Origin of the sequence: Candidatus Thiosymbion oneisti (assembly GCF_900092655.1) — a bacterium.
Lineage (GTDB): Bacteria > Pseudomonadota > Gammaproteobacteria > Chromatiales > Chromatiaceae > Thiosymbion > Thiosymbion oneisti.
On the sequence record NZ_FLUY01001223.1, the window covers coordinates 1 to 22560 of the forward strand.

Here is a 22560-nt window from a genome sequence, read left to right on the forward strand (position 1 = left end):
CACGCTGGAGCCTGGGGAGCCAGCCGAAAATCAATGCCAGTAGAAAATCAATAGGTTAGTTTTTAGACAGCCTCTTATAAACAAGGGCTTGCCTTTTTTGCCAGACAGGTTCTTAGATTCTCTGCCCGGCGCGGTTCCCGTGGCCGCGCTCCAAGCGTCCGATTAGACCTTTTCCATCACATAGAATACATATCCGTAGCTGTCTTCCGAACTGCCGAAGATTCGGATCTCCTCCAGGGTTTCACTTGCAAAATCTCTGACCGCCTGGTCGGGATGGTCAAGCAGCGATCGGGCCCGGGGTTCCAGTCGGTCGTAATAACCCTCAATCCAGGTCGCTCTTGGTAGGGTATGGGTGGCGAGGATCCTGTAGCCCGCGTCCTCGGCGACGACCCGATTCTCATCGGCACTGCGCATATCAGAGTAGCCGGTTTTGAAGAACCGGCGCACATCGGCGGGGACCTTCTCCTGCAACCACGAGAGCTCGCTGACGACCACAAATCCGCCGGGTTTCAGAGCGGAGTGCCAGGTCTTGAGCGCATACGGAAATCCGATGTTGTAGGCAGCCCCCTCGGACCAAAGCAGATCAATCCCCTGAAACCTGTCCGCAATGTCTGCCATATCCATACAATATGTTTGAATCAGAGGCCCGATTCCGGCCCCCTCGGCACCTTCTATGAGGCTGGACAAGAAAGGTTCGTAGGAATCGACGGCGTGCACAGGATTCCGGAGTCGGTTCGCCAGTGCCAAGGTGTGCCGTCCCCTTCCGCAGCCTGCGTCGACAATCAGTCCATGGGGGACCTTGGGGAGCATACCGAGAACCTGCAGCGTATCGGAATCACTCCCGGGGCCCAGCTTCTCCATACCCCCGAAGACCAGATCGACCGGATTGGCATGGCTCATTTCATCTGAATCTCCATCACCTACGGGTAAAGCGATTGCGCACGATCGAATGTCGGATTACGGCACGTTCGAATGCAATCCCATTAAGCCCGCGTAGGGCGCGGGTTAGGCCAGGGCGCCATTGGGGACCACCACCTGACGGCGGGTGACGAGGCATCCAATCACAGTGGCCAACTCAGCCCCGAAGTGTGCCTCTCACCCGCCCTACGCAGGCTCTATGTCATCTCCGGGGTTCGAGAAAGTTGCCACAGCTACCCAGATTAAGACAATCTACGGTTTCAAGATAGATCGCCTTCAGATCCAGGGTAACTGCGAGATTACCACCGACTGCAGGAAAAGCGCCGTCGCCGCGGCGCGGGTGGAGCCCCGCGCCCAGGCCTCGGCGAACACCGATGGTAATGCACGCAGCTTGGGTCTGATCAGCCCGCGCCGCTTTGCCGCCGCACTCCAAAAACCTCACCGAGGACACACAGCATGACCGAGACGACCCCTAATGTCGATCAGGCTGAGATCGGCAAGTTCGAGGAGCTGGCCGCCCGCTGGTGGGACCCCAACAGCGAGTTCAAGCCCCTGCACGACATCAATCCCCTGCGCCTGGACTATATCGACCGGGCAGCAAAGCTCAAGGGCAAGGAGGTCTTGGACGTGGGTTGCGGCGGCGGCATCCTGTCCGAGAGTATGGCCCTACTTGGCGCACAGGTGACCGGCATCGACATGGGGGAGCGCCCCCTGCAGGTCGCCGAGTTGCACACCCTGGAGTCCGGCGTCCAGGTAACCTATCGCCGGGTCCCGGTGGAAGACCTGGCCGCGGAGAGCCCGGCCCGGTTCGATGTGGTCACCTGTATGGAGATGCTTGAACACGTCCCCGAGCCGGCGTCCGTGGTCACCGCCTGCGCCCGCCTGGTGAGACCCGGCGGCTTCGTCTTCTTCTCGACCCTGAACCGCAACCTCAAATCCTACCTGCTGGCGATCATCGGCGCCGAGTATATCCTCAATATGCTGCCGCGGGGCACCCACGACTACGGACGTTTCATCAAACCCTCGGAGCTGGACGCCTGGGTCCGGGCCGCGGGGATGTACACCCAAGACATCACTGGTATGACCTACAACCCGCTGACCGATACCTATCGCCTCGCCGACCGGGATCCGGACGTCAACTATCTGATGACCTGCCGCCTGGACTCGGATTGAGTATGGGAAAACCGATCCGGTAGCCCCTCAATGACAGAAGATTTATCCGCAAATGAACGCGAATCAACGCAAATGAATCGAGAACAGGACACCTTGAAATAGTACAGGATTCACAGGATTTTCAGGATTTTCAGGATTTTCAGGATTAACAGGATGTTATAGTTGTTATTTAAGAAAAATAATCCTGTTAATCCTGATCATTCTGTTAATCTTGTCCTATTAGCGGTTGGCATGACGATTATGTCAACCAGCCCTTAGGTATCCGGTTCCCTGTGATCAGGCACCGAAATTGCCTGAACCCGGACACAGCGGAAGCCGACACGGTTTTGAAGGACGTGGAGGTTGTAGTCGAGGCGGTCGAAGCAGTCGCAGATGTCGCAGATGTCGCGGATGTCGCGGATGTCGCGGTCGAGGCAGTCGCGGGAGTCACAGTCGAGGTTGCGGAGATCACGGTCGAGGTTGGGGAGGTCGCTGTCGAGGCGGTCGCGGATGATGCGGAGGTAGCTGAAGTCGCTGTAGAGGTGATCGCTGAAAGCGGGGTCGCAGAGAGTGTTGCCGAAGGCGAACAGTAAGGCGAGACCGTCGAGTGAGTCGAAGCGTTCGACGAAACCGTCGGGAGGGCAGTGGTTGTGATGGTCCCAGGAGAAGCGGTCAAAGCAGTCGCGGAGGTTGCGGAGGGCTTCGAGGATCTCTATCTCTATACGGGAGGCGGAACGGCAGGATTCGACGTCATCACGCCAGGAACCACCGCGAGCCACGGGAACGGCACCGGCCAATGCAAATTTCCGCGGATCGATCTGCGACTGGGTTGCCTGGGGAGAGTTTTGTGGGCTACTCAGGCACCATTCCCCTGCATTACCGAGCATATCGTACAGGCCCCAGGGATTGGCTAGCTTCTCGCCTACCGGATGGGTCCGACCGTCGGCATTTTCTTCATACCAGACATAGGCGTCGCATTCGGCCGGGTCGTCGCCATGGAACCAGTGGGCCTGGGTACCGGCGCGGGCGGCATATTCCCACTCCGCTTCGGTGGGGAGGCGATACAGGAAGCCGGTCTGCTCCGAGAGCCAATCACAGTAAGCAACTGCGTTCTGCCAGGAGATATTGATCACGGGCCGACGGCCGCGGCCCCAGCCCGCAGCGTCCGGTGCTTCGCGTCCCGTGGCCGCGGCAAAACGGTCGTACTCCTCGAGGGTTACCGGATACCGCCCCAGCGCGAAGGCACGGGTGATGGTCACCGGGTGTTGGGGCTTCTCGTTAGGCACCGCATAGGGGTCGTCGTCCCCGGAGCCCATCAAATACTCGCCCGCCGGGATCAGCTGCATCCGGGGACCGGGGGAACCCTCTTGCAGCCGGTCCTGAAAGCCGAAATCGGCCAAGACATGGGACTGGAGTCCCGCAAGGTCCAGACACCCGATGTCCGGCATCCGGGGTAGGAGGGCGAGGAACTCCAACATCTCGGCGGTGACCTGCAGCGGCTTCGGCGGGAGTCGATCCGCGTTTTTCTCTAGGGCATGGACCACCAGGAACTCCTGGATGCTGTAGTGGGAAAAGCGAAAGGCCCCGGCCGCGGTGCGGTTGAGCAGGGACCGACCACCGAAGTCGAAATACGGGAGGCTGGCAAGCGCCGGAAAATCCGCTGTCAAGGCATCGAGCTCCTCGTGCTGCAACAGCCGGTTGCCATGGGACTGCATGTGCAGGGCCACGGCGGTGCACACATGCCACAGGGTCTCCTTGGACGGCGGCTCGGGGAGCTGCGTGGGTAGCTTGTGCTGCTTGCGCAGCTTACGTTCTTCCCGGCCGAGCCACCGATCCACCAGGGCATGGTAGAGGCGGTAGTCGTTCCAGTCCTGCTCTCCGGCATCCAGGACATCGCGGATGTGGGCCAGCAGCAGGGGCCGGAAGCGCAGCGAGTGCATGGAACCCACCACCCTCGCTGCCCGCAACCGCTCGGGATTGTCCCGAACCGGTAGCCATTTGGGCCGGTTGGGAAAGCGTTTGCGCAGGTAGGCGTCTACTTGGGCATCGTCGAACAGGGACAGGAACACCATGGGGCAGATGTACTCACCGACCTCCACCCGACCCGGACGGCCGAAGGCGTCGCTGCCGGTCTCCGGGAAAAACTGGGTACGGCAGGAGATGATGACCCGACGAAATCTCTTGGTGGCGTCGAGCAGTTCAACCAGTCGGGATTCGATCTTTCCCCAGGCCACCGGGTCTTCGTCCAGGGCATCCAGCAGCAGCACAGTCCGGGCCTTGTCCTCGCACGCGGCGATCCGCTCCAGGCTGTCCTCACCCAGCTTCAGGAGCAGACAATCGTGGCCTCGAGGCCAGAAGGCCACCAGATGCATGAGGCGGATCATCATGAGCAGGGAAGTCTTGCCCATGCCGGCGTCGGAGAGGATGAAGAGCTGGGTACGGCCATCTCTAAGCGGCGCAAAATCGCCGCGCAGAAACTTGTCGACGTGTTGGAAGGCCGGCTCCTGGACCTGGGCAATGGGCTCTTGGTCCTCGTGCCGGTCGGCCGGGTTGTGATGCTGACACTTGGGCTCGACATAGAAACGGGCCAGCTCATAGGGGTCACCGAACATATCGCCAATACGGGCCAGCTCCTCGCGGCGCTTACCACGGATGCTCGCCAGCTTCTTGATCAGCCGTTCGAGATTGGCAATGGTGATGAAGCTGGCCGGTTCCGGCATGGTATTGCCCTCAAGTTGTACACAGGGTCGGTGTAAGCAATTATTGGAGTGTAACCTGGGGCGATGCGAGGGAAAAGCAGTCGGGTAGCCCGTAGGATGCGGTGAGCCAGCGTAGGATGCGGTGAGCGCGGCAGATCATTCAGGATGGCATCACGAGGAGGCGCGAACCGCATCAGAGGCGCGAACCGCATCAGAGGCGCGAACCGCATCAATGGACGCCTGGGCAGCAGCGGACCGCATCTTTGGATGGCCCGTGCCCAACCCTCAGGCATTGTAGGGTGAGCTGTGCCCACCGCCCCGGCATCAAATATCTTGGTCTTGTTATCGAATCCACAGATTACGCAGATTCTCGCAGATGAAAAACGAAATAATCGGTGGAAATCTGCGTAATCTGCGGATTAAAAAGACGCCTTCGCGGGCAACACCCAATAACGCCGAACAGCACCGGGACCGGGCAAGGACCCACCAACAGCCAGCTCAGTACACGCCTGGTGAGAAGGTACAGATTGCTCATCAAGAACCACGAAAAATACGAACGAATTTGCATTTATCCGCGTTTATTTGCGGCAAAAAATATTTCCCCCTCGGTGAGACAAATGGCTGGTGAGATCACCGGACCGGCGCCGGACGAATGGCGCTTTCCCAACCAGGCAACGCCCGTAGGTTCGTCCGCCTATTACAGCCTGCGTTTCGCCCCGCGGGAGCTAAGGGACGACCTGGCGGTACTGTCGGCTTGGCGGCATCAGGTCCGGGCGATCCCGGACCGGGTCTCGGACCCCGGCCTGGCGCGGATCAAGCTCCAGTGGTGGCGCGAGGAGCTGGAGCGTACCTTTGCCGGCACGCCACACCATCCCTTGAGCCGGGTCCTGGGACCGGTGTTGGAGCAGCACGGGCTGCCTCAGGCCCCCTTCACCGACATCGCCGACCAAGTGGAAGCGGAAATCCTGTGCCGACAGCCTGGCACTGAGGCCGATCTGGACGCCGCCTGCGAGCGGGATCTGGGCGCCTTCTTCGAGCTGATCGCCCACTGCCATGGCCTGAGTGATGCCGATGTGCTGCGGGCCGCGCGTCGTCTCGGGGGCTTCTGTGCTCGGGTCTATCTGATCCGCGACAGCGGGGTCCTGGCGCGGCGCGGTCGGGCCCTGTTTCCGAGCGAGCAGCTAGGTGCGCTCGGTCTCTCGCACGTGGCGCTTGGCCGGCGCGAGTATCGCGACCGCCTGCCGGAGCTGCTGGCGCCCGCGGCGGACCGGGCCAAGGCCAAACTCACCGCGTCGGATCCGAACCGGGGTCTGCCGGTCTGTATCAGGGTCCGGGTATGCATTCTGGCATCTCTGCTCGAGGAGCTGGCGGGCGCGGGCTTCGCGGTCACCGATCAGCGTATCGGGCTCACTCCCCTACGCAAGCTCTGGCTCGCCTGGCGGGAGAACCGGCGGACACCATGAGTCCCAGCCGTTTCGCCCGTTCCAGCCAAGGCGAGCCCGCGTAGGTCGGGTAAGGCACGCCTGCTGTGAAGCTGCATTCTAAAAGGCCAAGCCTTTGTTCTAGATGGCGCGCCCGGAGAGATTCGAACTCCCGACCACCTGGTTCGTAGCCAGGTACTCTATCCGGCTGAGCTACGGGCGCGTGAAAAAAAGTATGCGGTGACGGCCGGTCCGAGTCAAGCTCGACAGTGGATAACTGTCAGGTCCCGGATGATTACTGACGACAGTCAGTTGGGAGGTAGCGAGCCTCGATAGTCGTGGCCGTTTGGGCGTCTGTTGTGTCGTCGGCTGTTCCTGTTGTGTCATCACCGGTCGGGGGAGGGGTAGCTTTTCCACATACCCACACCAACCCGCCGGCCTTATTCCGAATAGGGCTGAGGGCGAGTGTCTCATCCTTTATCGCCTGGTTTACTCGGTTACCGCCATAGGTGATGGTGATGGTGCCCTTATCGCCGACCGCAACGTCGGTAACATAATTACCCGTAATGGAATCGGCACTTGCAACACCGGCGGCGTCATTCGTGTCGGGAAGATTCCCGCGCACTGCGTTGAAGGTGCTGACGGCCGCTTTGACTTCCGCTGCCAGATTCAATCCCTCCGTGACCTGGGTGCGGATCGTGTAGTCCTGATACGCGGGAATCGCAATAGTAGCCAGGATGCCGATGATCGCGACCACGATCATCAATTCGATCAGGGTAAAACCCGCCTGTCGTTTCATTTATAGTCCTCCAAGTTCGATTCGGCCGGCTGACGCGGGGGAGATCCTGCACAAGCACGCGCCGAGTATACAGTCTTGAGTGCCTGCGCGAACCGCCCCCGATCTCAGGGCAGCCGCTCGAGCTTCCCCATCAGATCGTCGTAGCGCACGCGCAACCGGTTCGGCATCCCTGCCTTCTTTGCCTCCTCACAGCCGCCGATCTGTTTGAGCCTCGCCAGGGACTCCCGTTGCAGACGTTCCTGCGCCCGGCGATAGGAGCGTTCGGGAAACAGCTCGTCCTCGATCTGGAGGACGGTCATACGGAACTTGCTCACCAGCTCCTTATTGAGGTTATCGACACGGCGGCCTGAACGGTCGCGGCGACAGCGGGTATTGTAAAGGTCGAGTTCGGTAGCAACCTCGACCACGGCGACCAGCAACTCCTCGGTCTCCGCATCGAGGAGGGGCTGGGCGGAAAGCAGGGGCAGGCCTGCTGCCAGCAGAAGCCCCGCGAATATGGCGGGGGCGGTACCGGTCCGCCGGCATGACTGCCGTGGTTGCCGTGCGGGTATGACGGGTAGATACATCCTATTCCGTGCCGTCCGGTCACCGCATCACTCAACTCCGGCCGTAGACGGGAACGACGGCCCCGGTGACACATCCGACCGCATCTGAAGACTAGTACCTCATTTCACCCTATTTTACGTTCTCAGGTTCGTAGGGTGGGCTGTGCCCACCAGCCAGGCACGGTGTTGGTGGGCACAGCCCACTACGGGTTACGCGCAAAATATGCAGAAATGGGGTACTAGGGACTCCTGCGCATCGGGCACTGCCGCTCGTGTAGGCTTGGGACGCAAAAATGCTGAAAACCCCACACCCCAGCGACAATGCGAGGGTAGGTGGATGGCTGTATGATAGCCGAATCTTGCGGTTCGATTGGTTTAATTCAAACGTAGTACCTGGTTTCAGTCTGTTTTTCCAACACGATGCGGCCAACCCTGGGAGCGTCTCATTGTGCCCGTCAGTCTCACACCAGAAAAATAGACTGAAACCAGGTAGCGGAGGCATTTTCCCGTGAGCGAGTGGCTCTTTCTCCTCCTTCCCGTAGCCGCGGTATCCGGGTGGTGGGTCGCAAAGCGCGGTGATGGGGGCCAGGGTGTCCCGGGTCCCACGTCCGACCCGGCCTTCTTTCGGGGACTGAATTACCTCCTCGACGAGCAGCCCGACAAGGCCATCGACATCTTTGTGAAGCTCGCTGAGGTCAACGATGAGACGGCGGAGGTCCATCTGGCCCTCGGCAGTCTCTTTCGGCGCCGGGGGGAGGTAGACCGGGCCATCCGGATCCATCAAAACCTGGTCTCGCGGCCGAACCTGAGCAAGGAGGAGCGCGGCTACGCCCTCTTCGAGTTAGGGCAGGATTATATGCGTGCGGGACTCTTTGACCGCGCCGAGCGCATGTTCCGTGAGCTGATGGAGATGCAGCTCCATCGCAAGCGGGCCCTGGAGGGGCTGCGCGAGATCTATCAGCAGGAGAAGGATTGGGCACGTTGCCTGGAGGTTGCCGAGCAGCTGTGGTTGCTCACCGGGGAATCGGTAGGCGCCGAAAGCGCCCAGTACCACTGCGAGCTGGCCGAGGAGTCCCTGAAGGCCGGGAACGGACAGCAGGCTGCCACCCATCTGAGCCGCGCCCAGGCGATGGATTCCGACTGCATACGGGCGACCATGCTCCAGGCCCGGATGGCGATGAGCCGAGGCGATTCCCGAGCAACGGTGGCACTCTATCACCGCCTTGCCCGGCAGGGCTCCCAATTCCAACCGGAAATTCTGTCGGAGCTGGTGGACACCTATCGCCGCAGCGGTCTGGAGGATGAGCTCAGCGAGCTCAAGCGCCTGTATCGCGCATACCCCAGCCCCGCGTTGGCGATGACGCTTACCGATGTGATCCTAGACAGGGAAGGAAATGAAGCCGCCATTGCCTTTCTCATCGAACATATCACCGGACAGGCCGATCTGGCCGGCCTCGAACGCCTGCTGGAGCTTTATGGGCCGAAGCTGACGGACGATGCCCAAACTCGGGCCGCTTTTGATGCAACCCTGGCTGTGGTTGGACATCTGCGTTCACGCCAGCCCGATCATCAGTGCGAGCATTGTGGTTTCGTCGCCCGCCGGCTGCACTGGCAATGTCCGAGCTGTAAATATTGGGGAAGCATCAAGCCGATCCAACCGGAACCCATCGGCAATCGCGCCCCTGCCCCGCCGACCGCCGCGTTGCCTGAACCGCATTGACCAACGCGCTTACCTTTGATTTCCCGGTAGTGGTTAACATCTAAGTTGGAACATGACCAACGGCACTGGCCGCTATGCCCCCTCTCCCTCCGGGAGAGGGTTGGGGAGAGGGGATCAAAAGGATGAATCGCTCTACTTTTTCACTTATAAGTTTACCACTACCGATTTCCCTAAAGTACCGCTTCCGGATACGACCCCAGTATCTTGAAGTAGAGCGACGCGCCCTCCAACTGTTTCAGGGCCTTTCCGACGAGCGCCTCATCTCGATGGCCGAGGATGTCGATGTAGAAGACATAGTCCCAAATGCCCCGCCGCGAGGGGCGGGACTCGATTCGGGTCATGCTGATGTGGTGCTCCGCCAGAGGGTTGAGCATCCGGTAAAGGCCACCCGGCTCGTTGCGGCAGGTGAGCAGCAGGCTCGTCTTGTCGCGCCCGCTGGCGGGTGAATCTTCCTTGGCGATCACTAGAAAGCGCGTGGTGTTGCCCGGCTCGTCCTCGATGCGGCGCGCCAGGACCTCAAGTCCGTAAATCTCCGCTGCCGACTCCCCCGCCACCGCCGCGGAACCGGCCTGGGCTGCGGCCATGTCCGCGGCCTGCGCGTTGCTGCCCACCGCGATCCGCTCGGCACCCGGCAGGTGGTGGTCCAGCCAACCGCGACATTGGGCCAGGGATTGTTGATGGGAGAATAGGGTGCGGATGTCCGCCAGGTCCGGCTCCCGACTCATCAGATGATGATGAATGCGCAGGGTCACCTCGCCGGCGATCTTCAAGGGCGAGCCCATGAACAGATCGAGGGTATGGCTGATCACGCCCTCGGTGGAGTTCTCCACCGGCACCACGCCGTAGGAGCAGGACCCGGCCTCGACCTCCCGAAAGACGTCGGCGATGTCACCCACGGGAACGGCCTGTATCGACTGACCGAAATGCTTGAGGGCGGCGGCCTGGGTGAAGGTCCCCTCCGGCCCCAGAAAGGCCACGGCCAGGGGTTGCTCCAGGGCCAGGCAGGCGGACATGATCTCCCGGAACAACCGCGTGATCTCCTCTCCGTCCAGGGGGCCCGGATTCTGTTCCTTGATGCGACGCAGGACCGCCGCCTCCCGCTCGGGGCGGTAGAATTTTCGGTCGCCGTTGGCAACCTTGACGTTCGCCACCTCCCTGGCGAGGGTCGCGCGCGCGCTGATCAGATGCAGCAGTTCCCAGTCGAGGGCGTCGATGCGCTCGCGGATACGGGAAAGCGGGTCCTCACTGCTCATGACCGTTTTTCGAACAACCCAGGCAGCGTACCGAGAGCACCCCATCGATGGCTCGGATCTTGGTCAGGGTCTCTGCCGGAGGCTCCCGATCGACGTCGATCAGGGTCACGGCCACCGTGTCCCGAGACCGGCTGAGCATGTCCAGAATATTGAGCCCGACCGACGCCAGGTCGGTGGAGATCTGCCCCACCATATTGGGGACATTGTTGTTGACCACGGCCAGGCGATAGCCCCCGTTGCGCGGAAGATTAATCTCCGGGAAGTTCACCGAGTTATGGACGTTTCCGTCCTCCAGCCACTCACGGACCTGATCGGCGACCATGCGGGCGCAATTCTCCTGGGCCTCGTGGGTGGAGGCACCGATGTGCGGCAGCGTAACCACCCGTGGATGATCCTTCAGGAGATTGCTCGGAAAGTCGCACACGTAGGTGTAGAGGGTCCCCGCATCCAGGGCCGCTACGGCCGCCGCGTCATCGATAATACCGTTGCGCGAGAAGTTCAGCAGCACCCCGCCGGCCTTCATGTGCTTGAGGCGCTCGGCGTTGATCATGCCCCGGGTCTCGTCCGTCAGCGGCACATGGAAGCTGACGAAGTCCGCGCGTCGGACCAGATCGTCCACACTGGCGGCCTGCCCTACCTCGGACTCGAGCTGCCAGGCCCGCCGCACCGTAATGGTCGGGTCATAGCCGATCACCTTCATACCGAGGGCACGCGCGGCATTGGCTACCTCGACGCCGATGGCCCCGAGGCCAACGACACCCAGGGTACGGCCCGGAAGCTCAAAGCCCGCGAACCGCTTCTTGCCGCTCTCCACGGCCTGCTGGATGGCGGCATCGTCCCCCGTAAGACCGCGCGCAAAGCTCCAAGCCTGGGGGATGTTGCGGGCCGCCAGGAGCATGCCGGCGATGATCAGTTCCTTCACCGCATTGGCATTGGCACCGGGGGCATTGAACACGGGCACACCGCGCTCGGTCATGCGCGCGATGGGGATATTGTTGACCCCGGCGCCGGCACGGCCGATGGCCTGGACCGTCTCCGGGACCTTCATGTCGTGCATGTTGGCAGAGCGCACCAAGATGGCGTCCGGGTGTGTGATCTCGGAGGCCACCTCATATCGATCCCGCGGCAGTCGGTCGAGACCGGCAATGGAAATATTGTTTAGTGTAAGTATCTTATACATGTTCATGAATCTGCGAGAATCTGTGTAATCTGCGGATTGAAACTGTTGGGATTCGTTCCTCACCTCCAGGATATCGTAGCACCATGCATGCACACCAATGGACATGAATTGGCGTCCATTCGTGGTTGCGATTGGGGCAACCACGGGGGGTCGATCCTATCCGCCTCCTGTGGGGTGAATCGCCGGTGGGTACAGCCCAGTCTACACTGCCGGCGACCGACAGAGCTTGACCAAGACAGGATTTTTCTTAAAGATTGGCACTCGGCCTCCGAGAGTGCTGACAGGCCCGGCCAAAGGTAAGAGACTGTCTAAGAGAACTGACGCTAAGGATACAAGACGATGAGTACCAACGCCGCAGACGCCGGCACCCAGCAACAGGCCCGGCTCGGGACCACTCTGATCAATGAGGTGGGCAAGGTCCTGGTGGGCCAGGACACCATGGTGCTGCGCCTCCTGACGGGTCTCCTGACCGGGGGGCACGTGCTGCTGGAGGGGCTGCCGGGGTTGGCTAAGACCCTGACGGTACACAGCCTGGCCAAGGCCATCGATACCGGCTTCTCGCGTATCCAGTTCACGCCGGACATGTTGCCGGCGGACGTGATCGGCACCGAGATCTTCAATCCCAAGGAAGGCACCTACAGCGTCAAGCAGGGCCCGATCTTTTCCAACCTGGTCCTGGCCGACGAGATCAATCGTGCCCCGGCCAAGGTTCAGGCGGCCTTGCTGGAGGCGATGCAGGAGCGCCAGGCCACCATCGGTGGTCACAGCTTCCGCATGGAGGAGCCCTTCCTGGTGCTGGCGACCCAGAATCCCATCGAGCAGGAGGGCACCTATCCCCTGCCCGAGGCCCAGGTCGACCGCTTCATGATGAAGGTCAAGGTCGGCTATCCGTCGCAGGAGGAGGAGCGGCGGATCCTGGACCGCATGGCGAGCGGTCAACCGATCCCGGAGGTCATGGTAGTTGCCCACCCCCAGGATATCGCCGCGGCGCGGGCGGCGGTGGCCGATGTCTTCGTGGACGAGAAGGTGCGCGATTATATCGTCGCCATCGTGCACGCCACCCGGCCCGAGGCCGTCGGCCAGTCCAACGCTGGGAGCAGCGTGCCCGGCATCGAGGGGATGATTGAGCATGGCGCCAGCCCGCGCGCCTCCATCTGGCTCATGCTGGGTGTCAAGGCCCACGCCTTCCTACAAGGCCGCAGCTATGTGACGCCACACGATGTCAAGACCCTGGCCCCCGACGTCTTGCGCCACCGGATAGGGCTGAGCTACGAGGCCGAGGCGGAAGGCATGGTGCCGGAGGACATCATCCGGCGCATCCTGGATACCGTACTTGTCCCCTGAACCCAGGGCCAGCGAATAATGATCGCTGTTCATGCCGGTCATGTTTCTCTCTGGAACCACGAATGGACACGAATGAACACGAATTCGTGTCTATTCGTGTTCATTCGTGGTTAAGATGGAGCAATGCTTGCCAAAGAGATCATTCGCCGGGTACGTGAGATCCAGGTCCGCACCGGCCGTCAGGTCGCCGACGTGCTGGCCGGGGAGTATGTCTCCGTATTCAAGGGGGGCGGCATCGAGTTCGACGAGGTGCGGCCGTATCTGCCGGGTGACGACGTGCGATCCATCGACTGGAATGTCACCGCCCGCTCCGGCCAGCCCTATGTCAAGCGTTATGTCGAGGAGCGCCAGCTGACCCTGATGTTGATGGCGGATGTCTCCGCCAGTCAGGATTTCGGCTCGCAGACGCGCTCCAAGCGCGAGGCGGCGGCCGAGTTCTGCGCCCTGATCGCCTTCTCGGCCATTCGCAACGACGACAAGGTGGGGCTGCTCCTGTTCCACGGTGGGATCGAACACTACATCCCCCCGCGCAAGGGCCAGAAACATGCCCTGCGCGTGGTCCGGCAGGTGCTGGCCCACGGTGAGGAGGCACCCGAGTTCCGCCAGGAGACGACCCCTGACGGGAGGCTGCGTGGGTCGGAGCGCCGGCATCCTGCCGGCAAATCGATGGAGAAGCTGCGCACACGGCTGCACGACTTCCGGGAATTCCTGCACCGAGCGGCCGCCTGGGATTTTCGGAGCCGGCACCTGCGTCCTGCACGGCGGTCGACCGACATCGGTCAGGCGATGGAGTTTCTCCGCTCGGTGATGAAGCGCCGCGCCGTCTGCTTTGTGGTGAGCGATTTCCTCGATGAGGATTTCGAGTCTACCCTCACCGCTGCCAATCGCAAGCACGACGTCATCGTGGTCCTGATCACCGACCCCCGGGAGCTCGCGGTGCCCAGTGTGGGTCTGGTCGCCTTGCAGGACGCGGAGACTGGGCAGACCCGACTCTATGACACGGGCGCGGCAGATTTTCGACGCGAGCTGGAACGGGCGGCGCGCGAGCGTATCGAAACCCTGGAGCGGCGGTTGCGCGCCCGTGGGATCGACTTTATCCATATCGACGCCGCGGGCTCGGTGGTCGATCCCCTGATCCGCTTCTTCCGCATGCGCGAGCGTAGGATGCGCCGGTGAGTTGCGAAAAATTTAGCCGCAAATCAACGCAAATGGCCGCAAATACACGTAACCGGACCAAGAACTGTCGATGATGGCGAACCGATCTCGACGTAACCGTTCAAACTCCCAATGTTTTTGCCATCCATGGCACTGGATTCCGGCAATCCCTGCCGGAATGACGAGGTGGGGGTTGAACGATTACATCTCGACCGATTTGCGTTTATTCGCGTTCATTTGCGGCAAAAAAGGCATTCCTATTCCACACCATTCACGGGTAACGAGTATTGCCCTCATCTTGGTCCTCTGCACCTTCGCCGGGGTCCGGCCGACCTGGGCACAGGCGGAGCCGACCGATCCGGCTGCCACAGAGTCGCCCGCAACTCTCGAACGCCGTTCCGAGCGCGGACCCGTGACCGCCCGGGTGATCCTGGAGCCGGCGGAGCCCAGGATCGGCGATCCCCTGACCCTGCGCCTGGAGGTAACGGCAGAGGCCGGCGTGGAGCTGCTCATGCCCGAGTTCGGCCAGTCCCTGGACCGCTTCGCCATCCGCGACTTCGTGCCCCGCGACAGCATCGACGGGGACGGGCGCACCCTGGCTACCCAGCGCTATGTCTTGAGCGCGCCTATGTCCGGACCCCAGTACATCCCAACCCTCGCCATCGAGTTCGTCGATCGCCGCGCCGGGATGCGCCCAGCCCCGGAGGGCGAGGATACCTATGAGATCCTGACCGAGCGGCTCGATTTCCAGGTGCGGTCGGTGTTGCCGGAGGAGGTCGCCGACCAGGCCCTCGAACCGCCCCTAGGGGAGTTGGCACCGCTCGGCGCCTCAGACACCGCTAAGGGTTGGGTCTGGCTCCTGCTGCTCCCAGTGGTCCTCGTCGCCGCCTGGGGGGGACGCTGGTGGCTCGGCGCACGGACCAAGGCGCGCCGGGCGAGCGCCCACGAGCGCGCGAGCGCCCGGCTCAAGGCCCTGATGGCCCGCCCCAGGCCCGAAGGCGCAGCAGCGGTGGACGCCTTCTTCGTGGAGCTCTCCGACCTGGTGCGCCACTACCTGGAGGACCGCTTCGGCCTCCAGGCCCCGGAGTTCACCACCGAAGAGTTCCTGGACGTAGCGGCGGGATCGCCGGACCTGAACCAGGCCCACCAAGGCTTCCTGCGCGACTTCCTACGCCGCGCCGACCAGGTGAAATTCGCCCGCTACCTGCCCGATGCGGATTACATCGAGGAGATACTGGACGCGGCCGGACGCTTCCTGGAACAGACCCGCGCCGCAGGAGAGCCGGAGGAACGGGCCATGCCCCGTACCTGGGACTTACCCTTTTTGCCGCAAATGAACGCGAATAAACACAAATAGGTCGAAATAGGTTCACCAGCAATGAACAAAAGAAAACTCGTCAGCTTCGATTGGGCGCTGAAACGCTTACTGCGGAGCAAGGCCAATTACGAAGTATTGGAAGGCTTTTTGTCGGAATTGCTGAAGGAAGATATCGAGATCCTGGAGATCCTCGAAAGCGAGAGCAACCGCGACAGCGCCCGCGACAAATCCAATCGTGTGGATATGAAAGTCCGAAATCGGAAACAGGAAATCATCCTCATCGAGATCCAATACGAAAGGGAATTCGATTACCTCCAACGGATCCTGTTTGCGACCGCCAAAGCCATTACCGAGCATATTGCCGAAGCGGAACCCTATGCAAATATCGTCAAGGTGATCTCCATCAATATCCTGTACTTCGATCTGGGACACGGCGAGGACTATGTTTATCATGGAAAAACTCAATTCCGAGGGATCCATTACCACGATGAGCTGCGGCTGAACAACAAACAACAGGAGCTCTTCGGTAAACAGTACCCCCATGAACTCTATCCTGAATACTATCTTCTCAAGGTCAACCAATTCGATGATGTTGCCAGAGATTCCCTGGACGAGTGGATCTATTTTCTGAAAAACGGAGAGATCGCTGAAGGGTTTCGGGCCAAGGGCTTGGCCAGGGCAAAAGAGATTCTGGACATCATGCATCTAGGGGAAGAAGAACGGCGATCTTACGAATGGCATAGAGAAGAGTTACGTTACCAGGCCAGCATGTACCGCTCCTCCTTCTTTGACGGACGCATGGAAGGAAAGAAAGAGGGTCTGGAAGAGGGCCTGGAAAAGGGTATAGAAAAAGGTATAGAGGAGGGCAGGGAAGAGGGCAGGGAGGAGGGTATGGAAAAAGGGAAAAAAGCGACGGCAAAAATCATGAAGCAGGCCGGCGAACCCACGGAAAAGATCATGAAATATACGCAACTGACGCCGGAAGAGGTGGAAGCTTTGTGAGCGAGCCTAGCATGAGAAACGAGCATCCGGAACGTTCTGGAGAAGGATTATGGCTTTTCGCTCATAATAGAGAGTTTTTTATCTCATATGATGATTTCCCATGGTTCAGAGAACAAACAATAAGCTCAATTATCAACGTAGAAGAACATGCTCCAGGACACTATTATTGGCCCGACATCGACGTAGATTTGTCTCAGGAAATCATCGAGCATCCGGAACCTTTTCCATTAAGCGCAAAAATCACATAATGACCTGGGAATTCCGCGATCCTTTGTTTCTGCTCGTCGGGCTGCTGGCACCGCTGGTCTATCTGCTGGCCAGCCGCATCCCCGCGCGGATCACCTATGCCAGCCTGGCGTTGCCGGACCGCGCCCCGACGGCCCTGCGTGTGCGTTTGGCGCCGCTGCCGGCCGGGCTGTTGGCCTTGGCGACCCTGGCCCTGGCCGTCGCCCTGGCCGGACCGCGCACCGGCGACGAGACCACCGAGGTCGAGCGGGAGGGCATCGCCATCCTCATGGCCTTGGATCGCTCGGGCTCGATGGATGCGCGCGACTTTGTGGCCGGGGACTACAGCGTCAGCCGGTTGCAGGCCCTCAAGGGGGTCTTCCGGGAGTTCGTACTCGGCGGCGAGGCGGGCCAGGGGCGGCCGGACGATCTGATCGGGCTGGTGGTGTTCGGGACCTATGCCGACGGTGCCTGTCCGCTCACCCTGGACCACGGCAATCTGTTGAATATCCTGGATCAGATCGAGGTGGCGCACGAGCGTTCGGAAGCGGCGACGGCCATCGGCGAGGGCCTGGGGCTGGCCGTGGAGCGCCTGCTCGACGCCGAGGCCCAATCGAAGGTTGTCATCCTGCTCACCGACGGGGTCAACAACGCCGGTGAGCTCGATCCCCTGCAGGCCGCGGCGCTGGCCGCCGAGCACGGCATCAAGGTCTACACCATCGGCGCCGGCACCAATGGCTATGCCCCGATACCCGTAACCGGACCGGACGGCCGCCAATACCTGCGGCGCGCCTTAGTCGAGATGGACGAGAAGACCCTGCAGGAGATCGCCCAACGCACCGGGGGGGCCTATTTCCATGCCCGTGATGCCGAGGGCCTGGCTGCCACCTACCGGGCGATCGACGACCTGGAGCGCACCAAGATCACCGAAGTCCGCTACCTGCGCTATCGGGAGCACTACGCCGGGTTCGCGCTCACCGCCCTGATACTGATCGCCCTGGCCGGTCTGGCGTCGGGGACCCTGCTGCGGAGGTTGCCGTGAATGGACTCCATTTCGCCGCAACCCACTGGGTCCACCTGCTGTGGGCCGTGGCGGCCTTCATCGCCCTGCTCGCCTGGCTCGAACGCCGCGGCCAGGGCGATCTGGACCGCTTCGTCGCCGCTCCTTTGCAGTCGCGGCTGGTATTGCGCACCACCCCCCTGCGTCGCGCTTTACGCCTGATCTTCCTCGGGCTGTGTGGGCTGTTTCTGACCCTGGCCCTGATGCGTCCCCAATGGGGGGCCCAATTTGTCTCTACGCCGCGGGTCGGGGCCCAGATCATGGTGTGTCTGGACGTCTCGCGCTCTATGCTGGCCGAGGACGTGGCCCCCAATCGGCTCGAACGGGCCAAAGCCGAGCTCCGCGACCTGCTGAGTTATCTCGATGGGGACCAGGTGGGGCTCATCGCCTTCGCCGGTCGGGCTACCGTACTCTCGCCCCTGACCCCGGATTTCAGCTTTCTGCGCCTGGTGCTCGACAAGGCTGGCCCCCACAGCGTCACCCGCGGGGGCACTCGGCTCGAAGAGCCCATCCGTAAAGCCCTGGCGGGATTCCGGGACCGCGGTGCTGGCGAGGTATCCCGTTCGATCCTCCTGATCACCGACGGCGAAGACCACGACTCCTTCCCCCTGGAGGCGGCCAAGACGGCCGCCGAGCGGGGCGTGCGCATCCTCGCCATCGGCTTCGGCGACGAGGCCGGGAGCGAAATCCAGATCACCGACCCCCGCACCGGGGCGCGCACCCTGGTGCGGGACGCCGACGGCAACCCGGTGCGCTCACGCCTGGATGGCGACCTGCTGCGCGAGATGGCCCTGGTCACCGGCGGCGCCTACATCCCGGCCGGCACCGGGGCGATAGATCTGGAATCCATCTACGAACGCCATATCGCCAACCTGACTCGCGGTCGCCTCACCGGCGGCAGCTACCAGATCCGCAACGATGTCTTCCAGTGGCCCCTGCTCTGCGCCTTGCTGTGCCTGCTCGCGGCAGTGATCCCCAGCGGGCAGCAGACCGTGAATGGAACCACGAATAGACACGAACTCCTGACATGGAACTTCCGATACATCGATTCACTCTAAAAATAATGATGTTTTTGGATAATCGGCAGCATAGCCTACCGCACATCTATGTAGAGTATCAAAGCGAGAATGCGGTTATCTCTATACCTGAAGGGGAGTTGCTGGAAGGACAATTGCCCGGCAAAAAAGTAAAAAGAACCGCTCGCGCCTTGTTCTGCTTTTTGCTCCCGGCGATATATGGTGTTAGCCGTAAAAAAACAAACAAATACGGAGGTAGTTATGGGACGCATAATCGTATCACTGACAATTTCAAATCTCGAAGACAAAGAAAAAAAGATTCGAATCGATGCCCTGGTGGATACCGGCGCTTCACATATGATATTACCCGTCGAATGGAAAGAAAGGCTGGGCGATCTCGAAGAGATTCGAACCGTCGAATTAGAGACTGCGCCCCAAAAGACAGAAACGGGAAGCGTGTGCGGTCCGGTCAGGATGCAGATAGAAGGGTTCAAGCCTATTTTCACGGAAGTTATATTTATAAAAATGGAGCCGGAGAACGGTGAATATGAACCATTATTAGGCTATATTCCATTGGAGCAATCACAAGCTGCCGTGGATATGTTAGGTCATCGTCTTGTCTATGTTAAACGGTTGGATCTAAAGAACATCGGCTAACAGGCCCGTGTAGATTGGGGTGAGGAACGAACCCCGACATCGAGCGGAAATTGAACCTGGCTTCTTGAATAGAACCACGAATAAACACGAATAAATACAAACTATTCATGAGTAATATATGTGTCCATTCGTGGCTCTAAAGATCTTCCAAATGAATGACCGCTTTAAGATGCTGATCGCCGTAGGCCTCTTGGCAGTAGGAATCGGCGGTACCCTGGCCCCGGCCGAGCTCCGGGCCCAGACGGCCAATACCGAGCCGACCGCCGCGCTGGGACAGGCATCCCTCCCCTCCCCCACCCAGACAACCGAGCCTCCTACGGACGGCACACCGCCTGCAGACGCCAAGGATGAGCCAGCGGACCTGCGCACCACCTACAACCAAGCCCTCACCGATCTGAATGCCGGCGAGCTCGAGGCCGCGGCGCGCGGCTTCGAGGCCGTGCGTGCCGGGGCCAGAACCGGAGCAGGAACCGACGGCGAGGCCCGCTTTCGCGCCACCTACAACCTAGGCTGGGTAGAGGTCAAGCGCGCCAATGCCGCCCTCGACCAGGAGCCACGGGCAGCACTCCAGGCCCTGCAGCGGGCGGCCGACTGGTTCCGGGAGGCGAGTGCCCTGCGGCCGGAACATGCGGCATCGCGCCTTAATCTGGAGCTGGTGCTGCGGCGTGCGCTCGTCCTGGCCGACCACCTCGCACAGCATGGCGAGGAGGACCTCGCTGCTCGCCTGGAACAGCTCATCGAAGGGCAACGTACCTTTCTGACCGAGCTGGGACGGGGTATCGACCTCGCCGATCTGCAGGACGATCCCAATGCCGCCGAGCAAGCCCGTCGTACCCTGCGCACCTTCGCCACCGGCCAGCTGGAGCTGCTCACCCAGGCCGAGCGCCTGAGCGAGACCGCAGGTCAAGAGCAAGCCGGTCTCCAGGCAAAACCGGATGAGGAGCGCAGCACCCAAGAGGCCGTCCGCCGGGCCCAGCTCGAACAGCTGTTGAGCCACTTGCATCGGGCACGGGAGCGCATGGGCCAGGCCCGCGGCCAGCTGCGTCGCTTGGCGGCCAAGCGCGCTTACCGCCGGGTCGCCGCCGCCCTGGGCGATTTGAAGCGCGCCCGCGACCAGCTACTCGGTCCGGTGGCGCGCCTGGATGCACTCATCACCGACGGCCTGGAGCTCATGCGTCAAACGGGCCACAAGGTCGCCCTCGACACACAGCCCGGACAACCCGCACCGGCCTGGTTGACAGTGGACTATCTGGGCGAGACCCAAACCGTCCTGGAGGCGCGTACCGGCGAGCTCCATTCGGGCCTCAACGCCGGCCTGGCCCAGGCCAAGGAGACGCCAGTGGTTGGCCCGTTTGCCGACCAGGCAGAGGACTTCGCTGACTCTCCCGAGCAGCAGGCCCAGCTCCGGCGCCGGCTGGAGGCGGCAACACCCCTGATCGGCGCGGCGCGAGCAGACTTCCAGAGAGCGCTTGCCGATCTGGAGGCGGAACGTCCGGGCAAGGCCCTGGAATTGCAACGCGGCGGGGTAGCCAAGCTGGTCGCCGCCCGCGAGCATTTCCTGGAGCTCAAACGCCTGGTAGAGCTGCTGTACCAGGACCAGCAACGCATCGCCGCCTTGATCGCACCCGGGGAAGCGGTCGCGGCCTCGGATTCGGGGCCCGGCGAGGAGGTTGCGACACCGGATGACCCGGCCGCGGACCGTTCGGAATACCTCCCCGTCGCCCGCGAGCTACAGGCCGGCAATCGCGAGCGTCTACGGCGCGTCAGCGCCGCCATCCTCGATCAACTAGGCACAGCACTGGATGCGGAGGAGCAGGCCAGATCAGCGCAGGCCGGAGATCCTCAGGCGACCACCGCTCCCCAGGCCCCGGACCCGGCCGTTCCCACCCCGCCGGCCCCCGCCGATTTGGAGACCGAGCGTCGGTATCTGGAGCAGGCCGACGCCCTGCGTGTTGAGGCGGAAAAGGCGATGCAACAGGCCCTGGAAGACCTGATAGCCACAGAGGCCACCGCGGAGAAGCTCCCAACCGGCGATCCGGAGCTGGCGAGCGCCATGGACCGGGTGCGGCAATCTGTCGATCTCACCCTGAGCCGGGTGGCGGATCTGCGTCGCCTCTTCTTTTCGGTGATCGACCACCTGCGCGAGACCTTGCGGCGCCAGATCGATCTGGGCGACCGTACCGAGGAGACGGCCGTATTGGCCGCCACCGAACCCGCGGAGGAAATCACCCGCCGCTTCGGCCCCATCGCCCCGGAGCAAAGGGCCTTGGCCGAGACGGCCGGCAGTATCGCCGAGGCCCTGGAACAACAGGCCGAACAACCCCTTCCCCCTCCGCCAGAGACCCAGGAAGACCCTCCCCAAGGAAATCTCCAGGAACAGGCGGCCCACCAAGCCCAGGAACAGCAGGCACGCCTGGGGCAAGCCGCCGATCAGGTTACGAGCGCCCGTGACCACATGGACCAGGCCGCGGAAGCCATCGCCGCAGAGCCCCCAACCTTCGAGGCCATCCGCGACCACCAACGGCAAGCCGTGGAGGCCTTGGCCGCCGCCCTCGCCGCCCTGCAGCCACCGCCGCAGGAGCAACCGGACCAATCCCAAGCGGACCAGCAGGACCAGCAGCAGCAAGGATCCCAGCCGGCCGACCAAGACCAACAGGGCACCGAACCCCAGCCGGCGCCGGGCGATGCGGGCCAACTCCTGCAGGGCATACGCGACCGGGAGGCCCAGCGCCGGGAGCAGCGCGCCAGACAACGGCACCGCGGCTACGAGCCGGTAGAGAAAGACTGGTGAGACACCGGGAGCTGTTGACATTTATCCTTCTCAGGTCCCAATTGCGGCCCTTTTCCGCGCTGACTCGAGTCGCGGCTCGGCGAGCCAGACCCGTAGGGTGGGCTGCATGAGCCTATCCGGTGGGGGTAGTGGTTAATATATAAGTTGTAACATAACCAACGGCACTGGTCGCTATACCCCCTCTCCCTCCGAGGGTGTCGTAAAAGCCCCTCTCCCGGTCTCTGATTTCCACGCAGCGCATGGGAACGAGAAAATGTCGGCGATCCCAGAGGCCGACAGAATGTCGGCGGTCCCAGGGGCCGACA

The 22560-nt window shown here is 61.8% G+C and carries 19 protein-coding genes, 1 tRNA gene and 1 pseudogene; 14 read left to right on the forward strand and 7 right to left on the reverse strand.

Annotated features, from left to right (window positions below):
• Positions 1–162: 162 nt before the first annotated feature.
• Complete coding sequence (locus BQ17_RS12635) at positions 163–900, reverse strand: class I SAM-dependent methyltransferase (RefSeq protein WP_218068255.1); 738 nt, start codon at positions 898–900, stop codon at positions 163–165.
• A 474-nt stretch (positions 901–1374) separates the two neighbouring features.
• Between BQ17_RS12635 and ubiG the strand changes: the two genes are divergently transcribed.
• Positions 1375–2091: a bifunctional 2-polyprenyl-6-hydroxyphenol methylase/3-demethylubiquinol 3-O-methyltransferase UbiG gene (gene ubiG / locus BQ17_RS12645; protein WP_089727602.1), complete on the forward strand. Its 717-nt coding sequence runs from the start codon at positions 1375–1377 to the stop codon at positions 2089–2091.
• Positions 2092–2345: 254 nt separating this feature from the next.
• On the opposite strand, the gene BQ17_RS12650 is transcribed toward ubiG, so the two are convergent.
• A complete protein-coding gene (locus BQ17_RS12650; protein WP_089727604.1) occupies positions 2346–4790 on the reverse strand; it encodes a formylglycine-generating enzyme family protein in 2445 nt (814 codons plus the stop codon).
• Between the two features lie 355 nt (positions 4791–5145).
• Here BQ17_RS12650 and BQ17_RS20755 point away from each other — a divergent pair, with 355 nt between their 5' ends.
• Positions 5146–5397 (forward strand): hypothetical protein, encoded by a 252-nt coding sequence (locus tag BQ17_RS20755; RefSeq protein WP_141699259.1) that lies wholly within the window; start codon positions 5146–5148, stop codon positions 5395–5397.
• Complete coding sequence (locus tag BQ17_RS12655) at positions 5387–6232, forward strand: squalene/phytoene synthase family protein (protein WP_089727606.1); 846 nt, start codon at positions 5387–5389, stop codon at positions 6230–6232. The genes BQ17_RS20755 and BQ17_RS12655 overlap by 11 nt, the downstream gene beginning before the upstream one ends.
• Positions 6233–6336: 104 nt before the next feature.
• Here the strand turns inward: BQ17_RS12655 and BQ17_RS12660 are convergent.
• The 3 genes from BQ17_RS12660 to BQ17_RS12670 all read right to left on the reverse strand — a co-directional run bounded on the left by BQ17_RS12660 (position 6337) and on the right by BQ17_RS12670 (position 7555).
• Positions 6337–6413: transfer RNA gene (locus BQ17_RS12660), tRNA-Arg, on the reverse strand.
• Between the two features lie 72 nt (positions 6414–6485).
• Entirely contained in the window at positions 6486–6989 is a 504-nt protein-coding gene (locus BQ17_RS12665) for a pilin (RefSeq protein WP_089727608.1), read from the reverse strand.
• A 104-nt stretch (positions 6990–7093) separates the two neighbouring features.
• Positions 7094–7555: a hypothetical protein gene (locus BQ17_RS12670; RefSeq protein ID WP_256091586.1), complete on the reverse strand. Its 462-nt coding sequence runs from the start codon at positions 7553–7555 to the stop codon at positions 7094–7096.
• A 487-nt stretch (positions 7556–8042) separates the two neighbouring features.
• On the opposite strand from BQ17_RS12670, the gene lapB reads away from it, so the two are divergent.
• Positions 8043–9254, forward strand: coding sequence for a lipopolysaccharide assembly protein LapB (gene lapB, locus BQ17_RS12675; protein WP_089727609.1), 1212 nt, complete (start codon positions 8043–8045; stop codon positions 9252–9254).
• A 170-nt stretch (positions 9255–9424) separates the two neighbouring features.
• Here the strand turns inward: lapB and pheA are convergent, their stop codons facing one another.
• Together pheA and BQ17_RS12685 are read right to left on the reverse strand one after the other, a co-directional pair.
• A complete protein-coding gene (pheA, locus tag BQ17_RS12680) occupies positions 9425–10507 on the reverse strand; it encodes a prephenate dehydratase (RefSeq protein ID WP_089727611.1) in 1083 nt (360 codons plus the stop codon).
• Positions 10497–11687, reverse strand: a complete 1191-nt coding sequence (locus BQ17_RS12685) for a 3-phosphoglycerate dehydrogenase family protein (protein ID WP_089727612.1) — start codon at positions 11685–11687, stop codon at positions 10497–10499. The genes pheA and BQ17_RS12685 overlap by 11 nt, the downstream gene beginning before the upstream one ends.
• 339 nt (positions 11688–12026) lie before the next feature.
• On the opposite strand from BQ17_RS12685, the gene BQ17_RS12690 reads away from it, so the two are divergent.
• From BQ17_RS12690 to BQ17_RS12730, 10 genes and pseudogenes are all read left to right on the forward strand, one after another.
• The gene (locus tag BQ17_RS12690) at positions 12027–13031 is read left to right on the forward strand and encodes an AAA family ATPase (RefSeq protein ID WP_089727614.1); all 1005 of its coding nucleotides are present in this window, start codon (positions 12027–12029) and stop codon (positions 13029–13031) included.
• Positions 13032–13154: 123 nt separating this feature from the next.
• On the forward strand, positions 13155–14207 hold the full coding sequence (locus BQ17_RS12695; protein WP_089727616.1) for a DUF58 domain-containing protein: 1053 nt from the start codon (positions 13155–13157) through the stop codon (positions 14205–14207).
• Positions 14208–14379: 172 nt separating this feature from the next.
• Positions 14380–15543 carry a hypothetical protein gene (locus BQ17_RS21865; protein ID WP_089727618.1) on the forward strand — a complete coding sequence of 388 codons (1164 nt, stop codon included), beginning with the start codon at positions 14380–14382 and terminating at the stop codon, positions 15541–15543.
• Positions 15544–15564: 21 nt separating this feature from the next.
• Positions 15565–16506 (forward strand): Rpn family recombination-promoting nuclease/putative transposase, encoded by a 942-nt coding sequence (locus BQ17_RS12705; RefSeq protein WP_089727620.1) that lies wholly within the window; start codon positions 15565–15567, stop codon positions 16504–16506.
• Between the two features lie 11 nt (positions 16507–16517).
• The gene (locus tag BQ17_RS12710; RefSeq protein WP_089727622.1) at positions 16518–16754 is read left to right on the forward strand and encodes a DUF2442 domain-containing protein; all 237 of its coding nucleotides are present in this window, start codon (positions 16518–16520) and stop codon (positions 16752–16754) included.
• Positions 16754–17773, forward strand: a complete 1020-nt coding sequence (locus tag BQ17_RS12715) for a VWA domain-containing protein (protein ID WP_089727624.1) — start codon at positions 16754–16756, stop codon at positions 17771–17773. Before BQ17_RS12710 ends, BQ17_RS12715 begins: the two co-directional genes overlap by 1 nt.
• Positions 17770–18849, forward strand: a complete 1080-nt coding sequence (locus BQ17_RS12720; protein WP_089727626.1) for a vWA domain-containing protein — start codon at positions 17770–17772, stop codon at positions 18847–18849. Before BQ17_RS12715 ends, BQ17_RS12720 begins: the two co-directional genes overlap by 4 nt.
• 8 nt (positions 18850–18857) lie before the next feature.
• Positions 18858–18974: pseudogene (locus BQ17_RS23445) on the forward strand (DUF4160 domain-containing protein); the annotation flags it as partial.
• Positions 18975–19068: 94 nt separating this feature from the next.
• Positions 19069–19464 (forward strand): aspartyl protease family protein, encoded by a 396-nt coding sequence (locus BQ17_RS23450; RefSeq protein WP_256091588.1) that lies wholly within the window; start codon positions 19069–19071, stop codon positions 19462–19464.
• Between the two features lie 151 nt (positions 19465–19615).
• On the forward strand, positions 19616–22255 hold the full coding sequence (locus BQ17_RS12730; RefSeq protein WP_089727630.1) for a hypothetical protein: 2640 nt from the start codon (positions 19616–19618) through the stop codon (positions 22253–22255).
• The last annotated feature ends 305 nt before the right edge of the window (positions 22256–22560 follow it).